Here is a 20,167-nt window from a genome sequence, read left to right on the forward strand (position 1 = left end):
GTATGTCTTGTTTAAGGCAATGGCGAGAGTCAGTGTCATGGGTTTTCGATGAAGCAAAAGGAATTGCCACTTGAAAAAAATACGCACCAGTCATGTTTATATCGTTGTGACTCACCTTTTAGCTATCATTGCATTTTTCACCAGCTTACTGTCTGGCTTTCGTTTAGCTCAAGACAGTGATTTTGCCATTGCACTGCCAGCATTGTTTATGCCACAAGGTGATGTGTATTTTTGGCATGGCTTAAGTGCACTGTGCTGGTTGTTGGTGGTTATCTTATATTTAGGCTTCCATTTTTTAAGACCACAACCTTTGCGGATCAGCCCCAAAAGGCATCGTGTGATCCACCTGTTATATCTCCTTTTAGCGTTATCTTTTTGCTCGGGTGTGCTGCTCTATTTAGCTTTGCCAAATTTACCTTATCTATTTGTTCAGTTTTGTCATTATTGGCTCGCGTTACTGCTTATAGTCGTCGTCATTTGGCACCTTATTCAGCATCTTCAGCTTCCCATTAGTCAATGGTTAAAAGTATTTATACCAGGCCGACAGCCGTCAAATCAGCGGCGATATCTGGTGCTGAGCGCGGCGGCTGTTGTTGCGATTACCGTGAGTTATGCGGTCAGTATTTTCTATCCAAAGTTAAGCCCTAAACTCGTCAGTAAGCCAAAACACGTTGCGATTGCATTAGATGGCGAAGCGACTGAGTGGCAGCACATCACAGGTACTGACTTATTGGTAGCCCAAGGCGCGAAAGGCGCCATTAAAACGGTGATTTCGGCCAAAGCTATGCATGATGAGTCGGTCATTTATTTTCTGTTCCAATGGCAAGATAGCAGTGAAAACTTGACCCACTTACCGCTGATCAAAACCGCTGCGGGTTGGCAAGTGCAGCACAATGGTTTCGGTCAAGACGACGAAATCGGTAATTACGAAGACAAGTTCGCTTTGATGATCAGTGATAATGCTCGCTTTGGCGCAGCAGGCTCCATTCATCTTGGCAGTCAACCTCTGGATAATGCTCCTCCTTCTCGCTCGGGCCGTGGCTACCACTATATGCAACAAGGCATGGCAGACATGTGGCAATGGAAAGCGTCAAGGCTTGGTCACATGGCGGTGCTCGATGACGATCATTTTGGTCAACCGGCTCCGGTTTGCCAGCACTGTCCGCGATACACCGCAGGCTATCAAGCCGATCCAAAAGACAGCGGCGGCTACCGCATGAATTGGCAATGGTTTAGTGAAAGTACTGTGGTGCCGCTTCGCTTACCCACTGCCGATGCCTGGCAGCGATTAGCGCAACGTAAACGTTTTGCTATCAGCTGGTGGGACACTGAGCCGTACAGTGAACATTTGGACAATTACCCCGTTGGCACGCAACTGCCGAGCGTACTATGGCTAGACAGTTTTGATGGTGACAGAGGGGACGTGAGAGCGAAAGCTCAATGGCATAAGGGCACTTGGACTCTCGAAATAGCGCGAGACCGAGATACTTACTCTGAGTTTGATATGGCACTGACGTCGGGGGTGTATCTTTGGCCTGCGACGTTTGATGCCAGTCAAACACAGCATAGTTATCCGCAGCGTCCTTGGCAGTTAGTCATACAGGAGGGCTCATAATGAAAGCACTATTGCTGCCTGCTGGGTTAACTCAAGTACTGCGCGCAATGACGATAAGCCTAGCGGCTCTTGGTGGATTGGGGTGCGATGTGAATAGTCACAGTGTCGCGGGTGCTTCGAGCCGATTTACCAAGCTGACGCATCAAGGCGAAGCCGTGGCTGCCAAGTCTGGCCCTTGGCATTGTGTTTACGACCAAGTGCAAGGTTTGATGTGGGAAGTGAAGTCTGTGCAGGAGAATGCACACTATTACAAATCAACCTATTCTTGGTTTTTGGCCGAAAAGCCTTCACAACGCTTAGGTAGCTGCGGGGTAGGGCAAGGGTTTGTTCCTTGTCACAGCGAAGATTTGGTACGCCTGCTTAATCAAATTAATTACTGCGGCAGTCAGCAATGGCGAGTACCCACAGCCCAAGAACTCACCTCATTAGTCAATGATGCTGCTTATCCCGGTAAAGCCAAAGTACCGGCTGGTTTATTTCCTCATACCGTGAAAGGTCCTTATTGGAGTAGCGATTTCCACCATTCTCAAATTACTACCGTGCACTTTGGTAGTGGCGAAATTGGCCGACTAGGGCCAAATAACGCAGCTTGGCTGCGATTGGTAAGCAGCGATGACTCTCTCAAACAGCATGCTGCAATACCCACTAGCGACACTTTACATTAACCAAAGACATTCATGGAAATGAATGAGGAGTCTTAAATTGTGAATATTTCACATGGAAAGAAAACCTTCAAGCTAGCGCTTTTACCGTTAGCCCTCGCTGCCAGTTTTAGCGGTGCGAGTTATGCCGGAACCGGTCAAGTTCGTGTGGTCTGGGATCAAGACCCTGCTCGCAGTGCCGTCATTGGCTTTTCTCCTGTCGGCCAATCGAGCAACGCCTACGTGATGTATGGTAGCGACACTAATGAGACTAACTGGAGCAAAAAGTCGGTCACCGCAAGCTACAGTTTTGACGCTGGGTTTGATAGTGAATTTGTACGTTTAGCGAACCTCACCCCCGACAGTAAAGTCTTTTTTAAAGTCTGTGACGATAGCGGCTGTGGCAGTTTATACAACTTTAAAACGGCGCCAGCCAGCAGCAGCGACTTTACCTTTATCGCCGGTGGTGACTCTCGCAGTAATCCGTCGGTACGCCGCAGTGGTAACAAGCTAGTCGCAAAGTCTCGACCTTTGTTTGTGATGTTTGGCGGTGATTTAACGTACGGCAACGAAGCCCATGAAATATCCGCTTGGCTAGATGACTGGCAGTACACTTTTACCAGTGACGTGATTGACGGTAAAAGTTATAAAACGGTATACCCTTTGATTCCTGCTGTGGGTAACCATGAAAAATATGACCAGACCTTTATGTGTAAAGTGTTTGGTATCGATTCCAATAAAGACGGTCGCTGTACTTTAGATGACACGTATTTTGCGGTTAACGTCGGCGGTAACCAGCTGCGCGTTTATACGCTCAATACAGAATTTAGAAACTCAGGCTACTCAAGTGAGTGGAGCCGCCAAAAAAGCTGGTTGAGCAGTGATCTAGCAGCGAAAGGCGCAAGTGCCACATGGCGTGTTGGGCAATATCATAAGCCAATGTTCCCTCGAACAACGTCAAAGAGCTACGTCAACAGTAAAATGTTTGAATGGGCGAATGACTTTTACAACAAGAAGATGAACCTAGTGGTGGAGTCAGACAGCCACCTGGTGAAATATTCTTGGCCCGTAAAACCTGCCAGTAATGATATGCAGAAAGTCAGTGCGGGTACGGTATTTATTGGTGAAGGGAGCTGGGGCGCGCCAACTCGCCCGGCAGACCGTTACTCAGATTGGATTGCAGATCAAAGCAGTTTTGCACAATTTAAAATCGTCCAGATGAAGGGTGAGCAAATGTTGGTGCGCACCGCTCGCTTTAGCAGCAACGCACAAACATTAGCCTTGAGTAGTCGCGATGCCGATCCTTTATCGCTGCCTTCAGGTCTCAGCATTTGGAATGCAGCGAGTGTTGGACAAGTCTATACCCTAGCCAAAGACAGCGCTGGTCGAACGATTGTTGCCACTGGCGCAGTCGATTTGTCGGCTCAATTTAGCAATAGTTGTCAAGAGTTAACGTGTCGTTTTGATGCGAGCAATTCAACCGGTGAGCAGCTTACTTACAGCTGGAGTTTTGGCGATGGTAGCAGCGCAACGGGCCAAAAAGCAGACCATAAGTTTGCCGCTGCAGGTAGCTATAGCGTTAAGCTGACTGTGACGGATAAAGCCGGCAAAACCAAAAGCCAAACTCAAACCGTGACGGTGAAAAAGTCCGATCCAGCAGATGCTATTTTAACCAACAAGGTCGCTAAAACAGGATTGTCAGGCGCTAAATCAAGCAGTCAATACTTCACTTATCAAAGTAACAGTACTGGCAAACTGCAAATTGCCACTTCTGGTGGCAGTGGCGATGTGGATATGTTTGTAAAATTTGGCGGTCAACCTAGCAGTAACAGCTATGATTGTCGTCCTTACAAAAATGGTAACGCGGAGACTTGTGAGTTTGCTGCGGCTAAAGTGGGCACTTATCATGTGATGTTAAACGGCTACCAAGATTACGCCGGTGTATCACTGCGAGTTATCGCTGCCGACAGTCAAGGTAATCAGCAGCCAAATGCTCAATTCTCCAGCACCAATAATGGCTTATCGGTGTCGTTCAAAGACGCAAGCCAAGACGCTGACGGCCAAATCTCATCGCGGTCGTGGGACTTTGGGGACGGCGCCAGTGCCACGCAAACTAACCCATCACACACATACAGCAAAGCGGGCAGCTACAGCGTTACGTTAACCGTGACAGATAACGCCGGCGCGAGCGCCAGCCAAACTCAAACCATTACTGTGACTGCAACTGACACAGGTGGCGCGACAGCATGGTCAAGTGACAAAGTGTATGTGGCGAAATCCTTAGTGACGCATAAAGGTAAAACTTACCAAGCCCAGTGGTGGAACCAAGGCAATGAGCCTGGCACATCTCAATGGGGCCCATGGGAATTAGTGTCAGGTGGTAATGGTCCGACACCGTCGCCAACCCTCGCGCCTAACCCCACGCCATTGCCGAGTATTACGCCGAGTGTGAGCCCAACGGTGGCACCGACAGACGGCCCTGTTACAGGCTGTAACGGGGTGGATGCTTGGAATACTAGCACCAGTTACGTTATTGGCGATGAAGTGAGTTACAACAATCAGCTTTGGCGAGCGACTTGGTACAACGCCAATCTTGCACCAGGTTCAAGCAATGCATGGAGTAGCTGGGAGTTGGTCAGCGCTTGTAACTAAGAAGTAAGGCTTGTACATCCAGTACGGCCTGATCATCAGGGGCAGCGAGCAGGAAGTACGTTAGCCCCTTTATAACATTAATAACAAGGAAGAAAATCAATGAATCGATTCAGCAAAACGTGGCTGGCTCTTGCCGTCGCGGCAGGGTGTAGCGGTCAAGTATTCGCCAACACAGTGGACATCGAGCTTGCCGATATTGCAGCGCAGATGGAAACCGCTAAACCGGCCATTTCGGCAACGCAAGTGGCAGCGAGCATCAGCTTAACCAGTACTGAGCAGCAGGCGGTTGAGATTTATGAGCCCGGTTCACCTTTTATTAAGTTGCACGTCAAGCAACTTAGTTTGCCAAAGGGCATGGCCCTTGAAATAAAAAGTGGCACAGGGGAAGAAATTTACCACTATGGACCAGGTCTGAACACAGCCAAAAACTTTGATGCCGATAAAGGCGATAAGCCAGGCGGCGCTTTTACAGCGCTATCGATTTCTGATGACACTGTCTTACTGCGCCTTATTGGCCAAAGAAAAGCCGGTGACAATACCCCGATTGAAGTTGTGGTGGACAGTTACTATCGCGGCTTAACCCAAGATGAAGTCAGCAACAGTAATAGCTTTCTTGGTGAGATAGGTTTGGAGTCTACCTGTGGCACATCAGATTACGAATACGTAGGTTGTTATGAGGACTCGCACCCGGTTGAATATGCGCACAGTAAACCTGTGGGTAAACTTTACATGGGTGGCTCGGTATGTACCGCATGGAAAGTGGGGCCGGGGAATACCTTCTTAACCAATAATCACTGTATTGAAAACCAGCAAGTGGCGAATGGCTCAGAATTGGTTTTAAACTACCAGTACAAGACCTGTGGCAGTTCACAAGCTGCAAGCAATGTAAAGCTGGTGGTAGACCAAGTTATTGCGACCGACTCAAGCTACGATTTCACCTTGTTTAGTGTGAAAAACCCGGCTCTTGCCAGTGAGTTTGGCTACTTGGGTCTTGATCCAAGAACCCCAAGTAAAGGCGAGCGCATTTACATTCCACAGCACCCAAATGGCTCAAGGAAAAAACTGAGTATTTTTAGTGATGTCAACAATAATGGCATGTGTCAAATTGACGTTGCAAGCGTGAATGACGCTACACCAGGGCAAGATACTGGCTATAAATGTGATACCGAAGGCGGTTCTTCAGGTTCGCCTGTTATCGCGGCGTCGTCCAATAATGCTATTGCTTTACACCATAAAGGCGGTTGCGGTTACGCCACCAACAAGGGGGTGCAAATAGCGAAAATCTGGCCGAAAATCAGTAACTATTTCAATGGTGTGCCGACTAGTGGGGTAGGTAATGGTGGCGGTAACGGCAACCAATTACCACAAGCGAAGTTCAGCGCCAGCTGTACTGAATTAAGTTGTGATTTTTCGGCCGCGCAATCAAGCGACAGTGATGGCAACATTGTCAGTTATAACTGGACCTTTGGTGACGGCACCACCGCCACTGGCAAAACCGTTTCTCATACCTACTTAGCCAGCGGCAGTTACAGCGCTAAATTAGTGGTGACGGACAACCAGTCAGGCTCTACTTCTGTGGTTAAAACCGTGTCTGTCAAGCCATCTGGTCCCGTCGATAATACGCTTCAAAAAGGCGTCGCCAAAGCCGTTAGCGGCGCTAAGTCTAGCAAAACCACCCTGCAATACGTATTAGATGAGGCAGCGGATAACCTCACCATAAATATCAGTGGCGGTACCGGTGATGCTGACTTGTACGTGAAATTTGGCAGCGCACCTACGTCAAATAGTTACGATTGTCGTCCTTACAAAAATGGTAACTCAGAATCTTGTCAGTTTAGCCAAGCTCAAGCGGGTACTTACTTTGTGCAGTTGGTCGGTTATGCCAACTTTAGCAATGTGAGCGTAGTGGCGGATCATACGGCTGCAACTGGTGGCGGCACTGGCGGCGGAACGGGTGGTGGCACCGGTGGTGGAACAGGCAGTTGTGGCGATGTAGCGACGTGGTCAAGTTCTCAGGTGTACAACACAGGCGATCAAGCTGCCGTTGCCGGTAACATTTACCAAGCGCAATGGTGGAGTAAAGCGCAAGATCCTGCCACTAACAGTGGTCAATGGCAGGTGTGGCAGCTAGTGAGCAGTTGTCAATAAGGATTTAACTCAGCCTGACTGAGTTAAATGGCACTGAGTGGTGAGACTGTAGCGGTCTGCTCGGTGCCAGTTCAACGGGCTAAGGCCCACATTTAACAAGGAAGAAAAATGAAATTCAAACTCGCACCCATCGCACTGGCATTATTGGCTGGTCCGGTGTTGGCAAACAGTGCCTCGGAAGAAATCATTAACGCAAACTTTGTCGAGCAAAGTGAAGAGCAAGCAACGATTTACGGCTCCAACGAACAGATCAGTTATCAGCGAAAAGAGCTAGACGGTAAATCTCTTGCCGTTTACGAAGGCGATATTATTTTAGGTGAGCACCAAGAGGTGCAAAGTAAAGGGGCCGATCCTCTCACAGTAAAACCATACAGTGATAATCAATTTGAAGCCTCCTGGGGAGGACGTACAACTTGGCCAAATGGCGTTGTGCCTTACGTTATCAACAGTGCTGTTCCAGCCCAAGACGTGACGACGATTAAAGCGGCGATGAAATGGATTGAAGAGGCGGCAAATGTAACGTTTGTCGAGCGCGGCGCGCAAACCAGTTACATCAATATTATCCGTGGTGATGGCTGTTACTCTATGGTGGGTCGCATTGGCCGTAAGCAAGACCTGTCGATTGGCAGAGGCTGTGGCACCAGAGGTATTGTTGCCCATGAATTTTTACATGCTTTAGGTTTCTATCATGAGCAGTCTCGCGCCGATCGTGATAATCACGTGAATATTTTGTGGCAAAATATTCGCCCGGGTATGGAGTCTAACTTTAATAAAGGCGCAGCGGTCACCGCATCAATAGGCCCGTACGATGTAAAGTCTATTATGCACTATGGTTACAAAGCCTTTAGCACGAATGGCCAACCAACCATTACGTCAAAAGATCCGAATGTGCCGAACACCGCGCTGGGCCAACGTCAGTTCCTCACCGATTTAGACATAGCCGCATTACAAGAAATTTATGGTAAACCAACAGGCGGCACTGTGCCAACGCCGACGCCTCCACCCCCCGTAAATAGCAAGTTAACCAATGGCGCGAGCGTTGCTGCTTCTGGTACCAAGGGTGGCGATGTTTTTTACAGCATTGATGTACCCAGTTCGGGCACGCTGAATGTATCCATTAGCGGTGGCACGGGTGATGCCGATTTGTACGTCAAAGGTGGCAGTAAACCGTCGACGAATAGTTACGATTGTCGACCATATAAAGATGGCAACAGTGAATCGTGTTCGATTGCGAATGCCAAAGGTACTTACCATATTATGCTGCGTGGTTACGCAAACTTTAGCAATGTTACCTTAACGGCAAGCTATACCGCGGGACCTTTTCCGACGATTGCGCCAACTATTACGCCAACCATTACGCCGACTATTACGCCAACAGTGTCACCGACACAGCCACCGGTCACGTTACCGCCAACGGGTAACTGTGGTAACGCCTGGAGCGCAAGCACAGTGTATAACTCAGGTGATACAGTGAGCTTAGCCGGCAGTCAATACAAGGCTAACTGGTGGACGAAAGGCGAAAGCCCTGCCGAGAATAGCGGTCAATGGCAAGTATGGAGCTTGGTCGGTAACTGTTCATAATAGCGTGTATTCAAGCTTAATATTTTGGCCAAGGTTTATGGCTAAATAAGATAGTTAACAAACATTGTCTGTCAAAACTGTCAGGCAATGTTTTATCTTCGAAAGATAAAATGGTGGATATACATTGCGTTGTTATTTGGACTGACGAACGATTTCGCTGAGAACCCTTCATTTTGTGCAATGATAGAACCTACTTAAAGGTGAATACCAAGTGAAACTTTGTTCAGCTGTTTGGCGTATCCTTGACTTAAACTTGACTCACTGGTCAACTATGGCGGCAGTTAGGTAGTAATATCTCGCTATTCAAGGAAGAGGAGCATGATGTTCGCGCCCCGTATCGTTTTTATGTTTTTCTGGCTCACTTTATTAACGCCAGTTTTTGCCATGCCTTTTCATGGCAGTCACCACTTTGACAGTTATAGCTTAGGTCAAGGCTTGTCTCAAGCCAGCGCGCTCGAAGTCATTCAAGATCAACAAGGGTATATATGGGTAGGCACCCAAGATGGTCTGAACCGATTCGACGGCCAACATTTTCTGCAGTTTCGCCATGTTCCTCTTGATGCTCGCAGCTTAAGCAGTAATTACATTGCTGGCTTAACCTTAGATTGGCAGCAGCAGCTCTGGGTATTAACGCCATTGGGGCTTCACCAGTATCAACCTGAATACAATCAATTTACTCGCATTGACCAATCTCATGGGCTGCCTGAAGATCCATGGCAGCTGATTGCGGATGCCAGCGGCAACCTTTGGATCAGCAGTAATAAAGGCATCAGCCGATACGATATAGCCTTAGGTCAATTTCAGCATTTCGATTTGCCATTGGCAAATCGACAGAAAAATAATTTCCCAGTGCGAGACATGACCTTAGATGAGCGTGGCCACCTGCATTTTATTAGTCAGCAGCAGAAGTATCAGTGGCTGCCTCAACAAGGCCAGTTCAGTCGGGAAAGTATCACCTTGGCGAACAATGATAGCTTGCAACTGATGCGCTATATTGGCCAACGCTGGTGGCTAGCAACAGATCTTGGCTTAATGCAACTGGCGAAAGATGGCGCAACACATGCTTTTTGGAGCTGGCATTCATTGAATATAGAGGGCATGGTCACCGACCTGCAAAGTGATCAACAAGGTGGCTTATGGGTTGGCTCATTGCAAGGGTTGTATCGCTTACCTTTGGCTGAGCACTGGCACACCCGGTCTAATATCACGCCGCAGGCCCACGATCATCACAGCCAAGTTGAGCAGCCTTATGGTTTGTTAGATAACAGCGTTGAAACACTGTTTACCGATAACAACAAAGTGCTTTGGATAGGTACCCGCTTGGGTGGAGTCAGTAAATTATCACCTCAAGCCTTAGCGTTTCAAAGCTTAAGCCAAGCGCAACAATTATTACAAGACAATGTGGTCATGGCGATGCTCGAAACTGACCAGGGACTGTGGCTCGGCACCGCAGATGGGTCACTGAGTTTGTGGGGGCATCAAGGCGAAGTCTTGCACCAGAGTACGCCAAAGTTTTCGGAATCGCTCACCGACAAGGATCTAAAAGGCAAGCCTCTTGATGGCCAAACCATCGGCGTGGTCCTTGCTATTGCTGAAGATTCTCAGAACGAAATTTGGTTAGCGGGCACCAATGGGTTAGGACGGTTAACGCAAGCAGGCCAATTACAGTCATACCGTATTACAGATGAAGACGGCTTTAGCGATCATTACACCAGCCAAGTATTTCTCTTTAATGGTGAACTTTGGGCCATTAGCACAGCTTTAGGTTTAGCAAAATATTTGCCGGAGCAAGACGAATTTGCGTTGCAACCTATTTTCTTAGCCGGAGAAAACCGGCTGCAAAATATCAATAACGTACTTGTCGATGGTGACGCATTATGGCTCACCAGCTTTGATGGCGAACTGCTGCACTACGATAGCCAGTTGCAACAACTCACAAAATACCCATTAAAACGCCAAGGCGTGAATGTGCAGCTCGACAGCATTACCAGTATCTACCGAGACCCATTGCATCGACTTTGGCTCACCCATCAAAACGGCTTGCTGCTTTATGATATAAAGAGCCAACGTTTAGAGGCATTGAATCTGCGCGGTAATATGCCAGAAGGCATGTATTATCAGGTCTTGAGCCCCTCCTCGGGGAGTTATTGGGTCGCTCATTCGAAATGGTTGTTACAGCTCGATGAGCAAGCCAATGTAGTGCGTAAATACCAGCGCAATGTTGGCTTACCGGTTTCGGAGTTTAACTCCAGCAGTTTAGTGCTTGCGTCGGGTGAACTGGCTTTTGGTCACGTTGGCGGTGTGCTGACGTTTCATCCCCGCGGGTTGCCTCGACCAAGTGCGAGTCCTGAAGTGGCTCTGACATCCCTCAAGGTGTTAACAACGGCAGCAGACCAAGCCAAGCAATGGCAAGAGCAGGGCACCTTAGTCGCGCCGGGTGTACTGGCTCAAGTTCAGCTACCTTGGCATAACGCGTCACTGAAATTAAGCTTTTCGCAATTAAGGTATGATCACCAAGGCGCCGAATATCGTTATCGCCTTAAAGGTCTTGAGTCGAAATGGAATTTGGCTGAGCCGGGGCAAACTCAAGCCAGCTATCACCAATTGCCTCCTGGTGGGTATCAGTTTGAAGTACAAGTGGCCAATCAGTCCCAGCAATGGCACCCTGCTCAAGCATTACTTGCGGTGACGATCACCGCTCCGTGGTGGCAATCTCTCTGGGCTTACCTAATATATCTTGCCTGCGGCATTTCAGTGATAGTGTATTACTTTCGATGGCGCATCGGGACCGAGCAAGCCTATTCAAAAAAGTTGGCGCAGCAAGTGGAGTATCGCACCGCTACGATTGCCAAAATGAGTGAGCAAAAGTTGCGATTATTTGCCAATGTTTCTCATGAATTTCGCACCCCGTTAACCTTAATTAAAGCCCCGGCTCAGTATTTACAGTCGCATCTTGGCCCTGGCGCACACCAACAAGATTTGGGCCAGATCAGTCGTAATTGTGACAAATTACTGACCATGTTAGACAACTTGTTGGTGATGACACGAGTGGCTAAATTACCTGAAGCGGGAAAAGGTTGTAGCCTTAACCAGTTAGCGCAAAGGGCATTGTCTCATTACGATGAATTAGCCAGAACTAAACACCAACAGCTAGCGTTAGAAATAAAAGGCCAACTCGGGGTAGCGTGCAGCGAGCTGGAGCTCGAAACCGTGATATTTAATCTATTGGGTAACGCCATTAAATACTGTCCGGCTCACAGTGACATTCGCATCATCGCGCGCACTATCGGGCACCAGGTAGTGTTAGCGGTGAAGGATAACGGGCCGGGGATGTCGGCGGCTCAGCTTACTCAAATTTTTGAGCCTTTTGTAAGAGGGCAATGTCATGGCGCCACAGACGATGGTGCAGGATTGGGCTTAACCTTAGTGAAAGAGACCGTCGTCGCTTTAGGCGGAGTAATAACCGTGCAAAGCGAACTGCACCAAGGCACCACTTTTCGGGTGTGCTTACCAAGTTCAGAACGGGTAATTTCAAGCCCTGAGAAGCCGCCAATCCCCTTGGTCAATACTACAGATTGGCGGGCGCGTGCAACAACAGCTGCACCAGGGCAGCCGCAAGGTAAGGTGCTAATTGTAGAAGATAATGCGGCGATGGCGCAGTACCTACAACAGATTTTACAAGGCGAGTATCAATGCACTTTGTTTAATGCGGCTGAGCCCGCCTTAGCTTATTTAAATAAACATTCAGTGGATTTAGTCATATCGGATTATGTGTTACCGGAAATGGACGGTCTGGCAATGTGTCGCAGCATCAAAACCTGCACAAGCTTGTGCCACATTCCGGTATTGTTTGTCAGTGCAAAAGTCGACAGGCAAAGTAAGTTGGCGGCATTATCGGCAAAAGCGGCCGACATCATGGCGAAGCCCTTTGATGTAGACGAACTGATGATCAAAGTTGCAAACCTTATCCAAGTGCAATCACCGGCGCTGGTAACGCAAGACGAGGACTCGGCAGATAAAGAGTTTGTGGTCCGCTTGGCGCAAACGGTGGCAGATATGTACAGCGATCCAGATATCACCATCAGTGACATCTCTGATGCCATGTTTGTGACCAGTAAGCAATTGCAACGAAAGATAAAAGCGTTGTTGCAAATTACACCCAATGAATACTTGCGTCAGTATCGCCTTGACCAAGCACAAGCACTACTGAAACAAGGTTTATCAATTCAGCAAGTATCACAACAAGCAGGATTTAATTCACAAAGCTATTTTACTAACTGTTATAAGAAAGCGTTTGCGCAAACGCCGAAACAAGCTCAGCAGCAAATGCGCGCCGAAGAGCCCCAGCTTGATTGAACCAATTTTACTTAGATGCATTTCACCGGTTTGGGCAAGCCGGCTATTTTAGTGGCTTGCTTGGCAGGACCCTGAGGGAAGAGTTTGTATAAATAACGGCTATTGCCTTTTTCTGGGCCGTACGCTTTTGCCATGGCTTTAACTAGGGCGCGCATGGCCGGAGAAGTATTAAACTCGAGGTAAAATTGACGAACAAAATGTACCACTTGCCAGTGGTCTTCGCTGAGCGAGATGTTCTCTTGCTCGGCGATCACCTTTGCTAACGCCTCGCTCCATTGCTGACTGTCTGCGAGGTAACCCTTGGCGTCTGTTTCTATTTGTTGTCCGTTAAACTCAATCATGGCTCTCTCTATTTATAGCGAGTGATATTGCACGCTAAGGTTTGTATGTCCGCTGCCGTATTGGCAATCAACTGCATTTGTTGCACTAAAGAAATTTCATCCGGCGACAAGTCATCCAGTATCTGACTTGGTTGCTTGATGGCCGAAGTATGATGAATTCGCTCCGGGTCTTCAATACTGGCGATGGCATTATTCATCGCCAAACGGGTTTGTTCAACCAAAGGGGACATGTCATTTTCCAACTGATGTTGCTCAAGTTCTACCCGGTGGGCAGCAAACGCAGAAATATACGCCAGCAAAGCATTGTTACGGTTGGTGAGGGCATAACTTTCTTTTACCAGTTTGCGTTTTGAACCCGGCTCAATCAACATATTCTGCCATGCGCTGGCTAAGTTTATATCGGCTTCGTGGGCTTCTTTACGGGCAATGCGATAATCTAATGACTCGGTTTTACCCCGCGAATATTGACTCAACACGTGTTCAAAGTAATTCAAGTTGGCTTTTAATGACGTCGATAATAGCAGGGGTACCCGGCGATATTGCCATTCCGGTAGGATAAAGCTCACCGTGACAACCGCTAGCATACAGCCTAATAAGGTTTCCTCAATCCGAGGCAGCGCCACTTCTAAACCGGTGCCACTAAGCAGGTTAAATACCATCATGACAAACAAGGTAATGAAGGTCACTGCGATACTGTAGTTATTCTTAAGGTAGGTGAAAAAGAAGAAAGCCGAGATAGCCAAAATGAAAAATTGGCCATAGACGCTGGGGATCAAGTAGAGTAAAGGAAAGCCTAACGCGATACCGATAAAAGTGCCCATGACACGCTCTACCAAGCGTTTACGGGTGGCACTGAAGCTGGGCTGGCACACAAACAAGCAAGTCAGCAGGATCCAAAACCCTTGCTCAAGGTGCAATAAATCAATTAACCCATAGCCGGTCACAAAACACAGGCTCATTCTGATAGCGTGCCTGAAAATGCCAGAGCGAGTTTTAATGTGGCGTTTTAACGTTTGCCAGGGTGGCGTATGTTGCTGCTGCGCCAAAGATAAGTCCACGTTCGGATTTGTGTGATGTTGACTTACTTGCTCTGCCTGCTTCAGTAAGTCATAGATGCCTGCCAGGTTTTTATATACCAAAGACAAAGGCGTAAACAGCGTTTTGTCAAAATGGTGTTTTTGGTTCAAATATTCTAATTGATCTTGCAGTGCACGTAAGGTCCACCGCAGCGATGCCGGTGTACTGTAACTTTTCCGCATTAAGATAGCTTGGCCAAGCTGGTGAGTGGCTTCAGACAGTTGATACAGTAATTGATGAAAGCCTTGGGTCAACTCTGTTTTGGCGAACGCTTTTTCGAGTTGGCTGTATTGATAGTGAGTGGCCGTTACGCGTTCGTGTACTTGCTGTGCAATCATGTAGTAATGCAGCAATTGATCCAGTTTTTCTTTTTTACCTGGGCCATTCAAACGGTTATTTAGGGTATCTTTACAAATGTTGAGGCTGGTGACTACGCCAATGTTTTGCACTGCAAGGTTCTGCCTGACCGCAAACACGTCGTTAATGTCACCGCCAAAGAAGCGGGATTTTTCTAATTGAAAGCGGCTTAATGAAAAATACAGTTGTGCCAATTGCTCATGTAACGAGCGATAGGGTGAGAATAATACCCAAATCAGTGAGAACAAACCGTACCACAATGCACCAGCGGTGAGTTGCAGTGGCTGAATGTAAAAGGCTTGCTCAGGCCGATAGCCTATCATGGTATAAATGGCAATCAGTAAAGCGCCAAAGGCAATTTGCCCATAGCGCTGACCAAACACCCCTAGCATGACAAAAGCAAAGGTTGAACTAGCTAAACCAATCACAAACAACCAAGGGGTCGCATAGAGCAGCTCTACAGAAAAAGACGCAATAACAAAGCAGGCGAGGGTGATAGCCAAATTGGATAAGCGATGTAATAAGGCATCATCCGTCTCGGCGATAGCGCAGGCTACTACGCCAAGGGCGAGGGTAAGAGATAGCTCGGTTTGCTGCCAAAGTAATGCGGGTAACAAGGTGAAACTGATGGCGCATAATACCCGCGCGCCAGCATGAAAATAGGTATGAGTCAGTAAAGTACGAAGTTTTTCTTGTAACAGCAAAGAAACGGGCATGTAGCGGCTGGTTATCCTGAAAATGAAAGCTGTTCAAAGTGTAATAGATAGCCAAAAAAAAAGCCCCTACAAAGGGGCTTAATTGATAAATTGTTTGTTTTTAAACAATTTTAGTCGTCGCCACCACCAATACCTAGCAGGCTTAGCAGGCTTACGAAGATGTTGTAGATAGACACGTATAAAGTCACAGTGGCTGAGATGTAGTTTGTCTCACCGCCACGAATGATGTTTTGTGTCGTCAGCATGATAACTGCTGATGAAAACAAGATGAATAAACAGCTGATCATCATCGACATCGCAGGCATTTGTAGGAAGATGTTAGCAATAACCGCCACAATCAGTACCACAAATCCCGTCATGATCATGCCATTAAGGAATGACAAATCTTTCTTGGTGGTCAAAGCAAACGCTGAAGTAGCAAAAAATGCTAATGCTGTGCCGCCCAACGCTGTTAACACGGTTTCACCGGCACCGGCTGCCAAGTAAACACTTATCATGGGAGCTAAGGTATAGCCCATAAAGCCAGTGAATAAGAACACGAATACCAAGCCTAAGCTTGAGTTACGGTTCTTTTCGGTTAAAAACATCAAACCGTATGCACCCACTAGGAAAACTATCCAGTGCACTGCTGGGGCCTGAGTCATCACAGCGAAGGCGGTGACTATGCTTGAAAACGCCAAGGTTAAACCAAGTAAAAAGTATGTATTACGCAGTACTTTATTTACCTCAGTTGAACGCTCCAGCGTTTGAGTTTGAGTAAATTGATTCATAAGGAAAAACCTCGGTTGTAGTGTAAATCTGTAAAGTGTTATGGCGACTATACCACAACTTTTCAAGTCGTTAGCCTAACATGTTCGTACAAGTTTAGGCAGTTTCTTTACTTACATTTAACAAAGAATACGCAGAATATCAAAAAAACAGCAAATTTAGCTTAGTTTCTAACCGCACCAAAAGAATAGCCAAAAAATTCCATAAAATATCGCAATAGGGATTGCTTTCTGACGCTGATGTCCCTATTATTCGGCCCCACTGCGGAGGGGTGGCAGAGTGGCCGAATGCACTGGTCTTGAAAACCAGCGTGGGTTAATAGCTCACCGAGAGTTCAAATCTCTCCTCCTCCGCCACTTTCCTGATTTTACCTTATTTATATCCATATCAATCAAACACTTAGATTCAAGCCTTGAATTTTTATTTTTTTTATTTTTTTCGATGCTGACAGCAAATAACGCTTTTTTCAGTTTTTAATTGTACCAAGTTTGGTTATTATCGGGATATCCGCTTCTCTTAGTTTTGAAGCTTTATTTTTTTATGCGGAGCAATTCACTTGATTAACGTATTTCTTGTTGATGACCATGAGCTGGTGAGAACAGGGATTCGACGCATACTCGAAGATGTGCGTGGTATAAAAGTTGTAGGCGAAGCCGAAAGCGGTGAAGCTGCGGTGCAGTGGTGTCGTGAAAACGATCCTGACGTTATTTTAATGGACATGAATATGCCTGGAATCGGTGGCCTAGAGGCTACCCGAAAAATTCTACGCTATAATCCTGACGTTAAAATTATTGTATTAACTATTCACACGGAAAATCCTTTTCCTACGAAAGTGATGCAAGCAGGCGCGTCGGGTTACCTCACTAAAGGCGCAGGACCCGAAGAAGTGATGAATGCGATTCGCATGGTCAATTCAGGTCAACGCTACTTGTCTCCTGAAATAGCCCAGCAAATGGCTTTGGCACAATTTTCACCCGATGAAGACAACCCGTTTAAAAACTTGTCTGAGCGTGAATTGCAAATTATGCTGATGATCACCAAAGGGCAAAAAGTCACCGACATCTCTGAGCAGTTGAGCTTAAGTCCTAAGACAGTTAACAGTTATCGTTATCGCTTATTTAACAAACTCGATATTAGCGGCGATGTGGAATTAACGCATCTTGCTATTCGCCATGGCATGCTAGATGCTGATTTGTTATAAGCTCGCGGTTTAAAATTAAAATAAAGGTGCCTGTTGGCACCTTTTTGCGTTTATGACCATGAAATTTGATCACAAAGCTTTTCTAAAGTCTGTTACTGAACAACCGGGTGTTTATCGTATGTACGATGAAGACCAGGTGGTGATTTATGTGGGTAAGGCCAAAAACCTCAAAAAGCGCTTGAGCAGTTATTTTCGCAGTCAGGTAGATAGCGAAAAAACCCGCGTCTTGGTATTACAGATCCGCGCCATTGATGTCACCGTGACGCACACAGAAACAGAAGCGCTGATCCTCGAACATAACTTTATTAAGAAGTATATGCCGAGGTACAACGTATTACTGCGAGACGATAAATCCTACCCCTACATTTTGATTACCGATCACAAGCATCCGAGGTTGACGGTTCATCGCGGTGCCAAAAAAGCCAAGGGCCAGTATTTTGGGCCATATCCCAGTGGCGGCGCGGTGCGCGAAAGTTTACACCTAATGCAAAAAATATTTCCCATCCGCCAGTGTGAAGACAGTTATTACAACAATCGCAGCCGACCGTGTTTGCAATATCAGTTAAAGCGTTGCCTTGCCCCTTGTACTAAGATGATGACGGAGCAAGAATATGCAGAGCAAGTCAGCTTGGCGCAATTGTTTTTGCAAGGCAAAAGCCAAGCTGTTATCGCAACCATGGTCGACAAAATGCAACAGGCCAGCGATGCATTGGCGTTTGAGTCCGCAGCGCGCTTTCGTGATCAAATTCAAGCGTTGCGCAAAGTGTCTGAGCAGCAAAGTGTTACTGGCTCAAGTGCGTTGCTTGACGCCATTGGCTTTGCCTATGATAACGGCGTCGCCTGTGTGCATGTGTTATTTATCCGTCAAGGTCAAGTGTTAGGCAGCCGCAGTTATTTCCCTAAGGTGCCCAGAGACACAGGCGCTGACGAAGTCTTTAGTGCATTTATTACTCAATTTTATTTATCAGGTGCCAACGGACGTATCGTTCCGAAAGAGATTTTATTGTCCCACGGCTTGGAAGAGCAAGATGCCATTACTCAGGCGTTATCTGAGTTTGCGGGTCATAAAGTTAAATGCACCAGCCAAGTAAGAACTGAGCGCTTGGGTTTCCAGCGCTTGGCCTTGACCAATGCCGAGACGGCTTTGGCTACCAAGATAAGCCATAAAAGTACGCAGTTGCAGCGCTTTAACATGTTGCAAGAAACGTTTGAGTTAACAGACAAAATTCGACGCATCGAGTGTTATGATATTTCTCATACCATGGGTGAAAAAACCGTGGGCTCTTGCGTGGTGTTTAACCGCGAAGGGCCGCTGAAGTCTGATTATCGCCGCTTTAATATTGCAGGCATTACCCCTGGCGATGATTATGCGGCAATGGCACAAGTGCTCGCTCGACGTTTTCGAGGCTCTCAAACGCCGGATAAGGTACCTGATATTGTCTTCATTGATGGTGGTATTGGCCAGCTTAAACAAGCGGAGCAGGTATTAGCGAGCTTGGATGACGCTTTTACAGATAAAGTGCCGCTGCTGATTGGCATTGCCAAAGGCGTAACACGAAAAGCAGGTCTTGAAACCTTGATTGTCGGCGATACTTACGAAGAGCTTTCTTTACCTGCAGATTATCCCGGCTTACACTTGATTCAACATATTCGTGATGAATCCCATCGGTTTGCGATTACCGGTCACCGACAACGTCGAGACAAACAGCGTAGGCAAAGCACCCTTGAAGGGATTGCTGGAGTAGGGCCAAAACGCCGACAATCGTTATTGACATTTTTAGGAGGGATTCAAGAAGTTAAAAATGCATCCATGGATGATTTGGCCAAAGTGCCCGGAATAAGTCGTGAGCTTGCAGAGAAGATCTATGATACATTACACCACTAATTACTCGAGTGCCGGTGCACCAACTTTGTAGCAACCATACTAACAATGATAAATATCCCCAATATACTGACTGCGTTTCGTGTTCTTCTTATACCTGTGTTTGTTGTCTGTTACTACTTGCCCACAGAATGGGCTGCTTTTTTAGCGGCGTTCTTCTTTTGGTTAGCAGCTGTGACGGATTATCTAGACGGCTACTTAGCGAGAAAACTCGAACAGCAAACCCCGTTTGGCGCTTTCTTAGATCCGGTGGCAGATAAAGTGATGGTGGCAGCCGCGTTGGTGGTGATCGTCGAAGACTACAATTCACTTTGGGTTACGATCCCGGCCATTACCATGATCAGTCGCGAAATTATTATCTCAGCCCTGCGCGAATGGATGGCTGAATTGGGTAAACGCGCTAATGTCGCGGTGTCTTGGATTGGTAAATGGAAAACCGCAGCACAAATGTTAGCGCTGATTGCTTTAATTTGGCAACAAGCGCCATGGATGGAAATGGTCGGCATGGTGCTACTTTACATTGCGACTGTGCTAACCTTTTGGTCTATGTTCAGTTATTTAAGCGCTGCGTGGAAAGATTTGGCTCATAATTGAGCAATTGAACACAAATATTCAGCGCTTTGCGCAATTTTCAAGCGAACGATCAAAAACATGCATAAAGTGTGTTGACTGGCCCAAGATAATCATTAGAATGCGCAGCACATCTCGCAACGAATGAGTCGCAAGACACAATGCAAGATGAGCGAAAGCGACGATGAAGCGGTACTAGCTCAGCTGGTAGAGCGCGACCTTGCCAAGGTCGAGGTCACGAGTTCGAACCTCGTGTACCGCT

Annotated in this window: 12 protein-coding genes and 2 tRNA genes; 11 read left to right on the top strand and 3 right to left on the bottom strand. The window is 47.1% G+C overall.

Going from position 1 to position 20,167, the window contains the following annotated elements; all coding sequences use genetic code 11:
- The first annotated feature begins 70 nt into the window (after window positions 1-70).
- The 6 genes from D1Z90_RS07700 (at window position 71) to D1Z90_RS07725 (ending at window position 12,993) form a co-directional block, all read left to right on the top strand.
- Window positions 71-1,615 carry an ethylbenzene dehydrogenase-related protein gene (locus D1Z90_RS07700; RefSeq protein ID WP_119910173.1) on the top strand — a complete coding sequence of 515 codons (1,545 nt, stop codon included), beginning with the start codon at window positions 71-73 and terminating at the stop codon, window positions 1,613-1,615.
- Window positions 1,615-2,280, top strand: a complete 666-nt coding sequence (locus D1Z90_RS07705) for an Lcl C-terminal domain-containing protein (protein WP_119910174.1) — start codon at window positions 1,615-1,617, stop codon at window positions 2,278-2,280. The genes D1Z90_RS07700 and D1Z90_RS07705 overlap by 1 nt, the downstream gene beginning before the upstream one ends.
- A gap of 39 nt (window positions 2,281-2,319) precedes the next feature.
- A complete protein-coding gene (locus D1Z90_RS07710) occupies window positions 2,320-4,908 on the top strand; it encodes a PKD domain-containing protein (RefSeq protein WP_119910175.1) in 2,589 nt (862 codons plus the stop codon).
- A 99-nt stretch (window positions 4,909-5,007) separates the two neighbouring features.
- Window positions 5,008-7,056, top strand: coding sequence for a PKD domain-containing protein (locus D1Z90_RS21945; protein ID WP_119910176.1), 2,049 nt, complete (start codon window positions 5,008-5,010; stop codon window positions 7,054-7,056).
- Between the two features lie 108 nt (window positions 7,057-7,164).
- The gene (locus D1Z90_RS21950) at window positions 7,165-8,637 is read left to right on the top strand and encodes a M12 family metallopeptidase (protein ID WP_119910177.1); all 1,473 of its coding nucleotides are present in this window, start codon (window positions 7,165-7,167) and stop codon (window positions 8,635-8,637) included.
- Window positions 8,638-8,955: 318 nt separating this feature from the next.
- Window positions 8,956-12,993 (top strand): ATP-binding protein, encoded by a 4,038-nt coding sequence (locus D1Z90_RS07725; protein WP_119910178.1) that lies wholly within the window; start codon window positions 8,956-8,958, stop codon window positions 12,991-12,993.
- An 11-nt stretch (window positions 12,994-13,004) separates the two neighbouring features.
- On the opposite strand, the gene tusE is transcribed toward D1Z90_RS07725, so the two are convergent.
- From tusE to D1Z90_RS07740, 3 genes are all read right to left on the bottom strand, one after another.
- Window positions 13,005-13,334, bottom strand: coding sequence for a sulfurtransferase TusE (tusE, locus tag D1Z90_RS07730; protein ID WP_119910179.1), 330 nt, complete (start codon window positions 13,332-13,334; stop codon window positions 13,005-13,007).
- Between the two features lie 8 nt (window positions 13,335-13,342).
- Window positions 13,343-15,484: a YccS family putative transporter gene (gene yccS / locus D1Z90_RS07735; protein ID WP_119910180.1), complete on the bottom strand. Its 2,142-nt coding sequence runs from the start codon at window positions 15,482-15,484 to the stop codon at window positions 13,343-13,345.
- A 110-nt stretch (window positions 15,485-15,594) separates the two neighbouring features.
- Window positions 15,595-16,254, bottom strand: coding sequence for a Bax inhibitor-1/YccA family protein (locus tag D1Z90_RS07740; RefSeq protein WP_119910181.1), 660 nt, complete (start codon window positions 16,252-16,254; stop codon window positions 15,595-15,597).
- A 263-nt stretch (window positions 16,255-16,517) separates the two neighbouring features.
- Here D1Z90_RS07740 and D1Z90_RS07745 point away from each other — a divergent pair.
- The 5 genes from D1Z90_RS07745 (at window position 16,518) to D1Z90_RS07765 (ending at window position 20,167) form a co-directional block, all read left to right on the top strand.
- Window positions 16,518-16,608, top strand: a tRNA-Ser gene (locus tag D1Z90_RS07745).
- Window positions 16,609-16,808: 200 nt separating this feature from the next.
- Entirely contained in the window at window positions 16,809-17,453 is a 645-nt protein-coding gene (gene uvrY, locus D1Z90_RS07750; RefSeq protein ID WP_119910182.1) for a UvrY/SirA/GacA family response regulator transcription factor, read from the top strand.
- A gap of 52 nt (window positions 17,454-17,505) precedes the next feature.
- Complete coding sequence (uvrC, locus tag D1Z90_RS07755; RefSeq protein ID WP_119910183.1) at window positions 17,506-19,338, top strand: excinuclease ABC subunit UvrC; 1,833 nt, start codon at window positions 17,506-17,508, stop codon at window positions 19,336-19,338.
- 45 nt (window positions 19,339-19,383) lie between these two features.
- Complete coding sequence (gene pgsA, locus D1Z90_RS07760) at window positions 19,384-19,929, top strand: CDP-diacylglycerol--glycerol-3-phosphate 3-phosphatidyltransferase (RefSeq protein ID WP_119910184.1); 546 nt, start codon at window positions 19,384-19,386, stop codon at window positions 19,927-19,929.
- Window positions 19,930-20,094: 165 nt separating this feature from the next.
- Window positions 20,095-20,167 (top strand) — tRNA-Gly (locus D1Z90_RS07765).

The organism is Motilimonas pumila (assembly GCF_003596335.1).
GTDB lineage: Bacteria > Pseudomonadota > Gammaproteobacteria > Enterobacterales > CBDFNC01 > Motilimonas > Motilimonas pumila.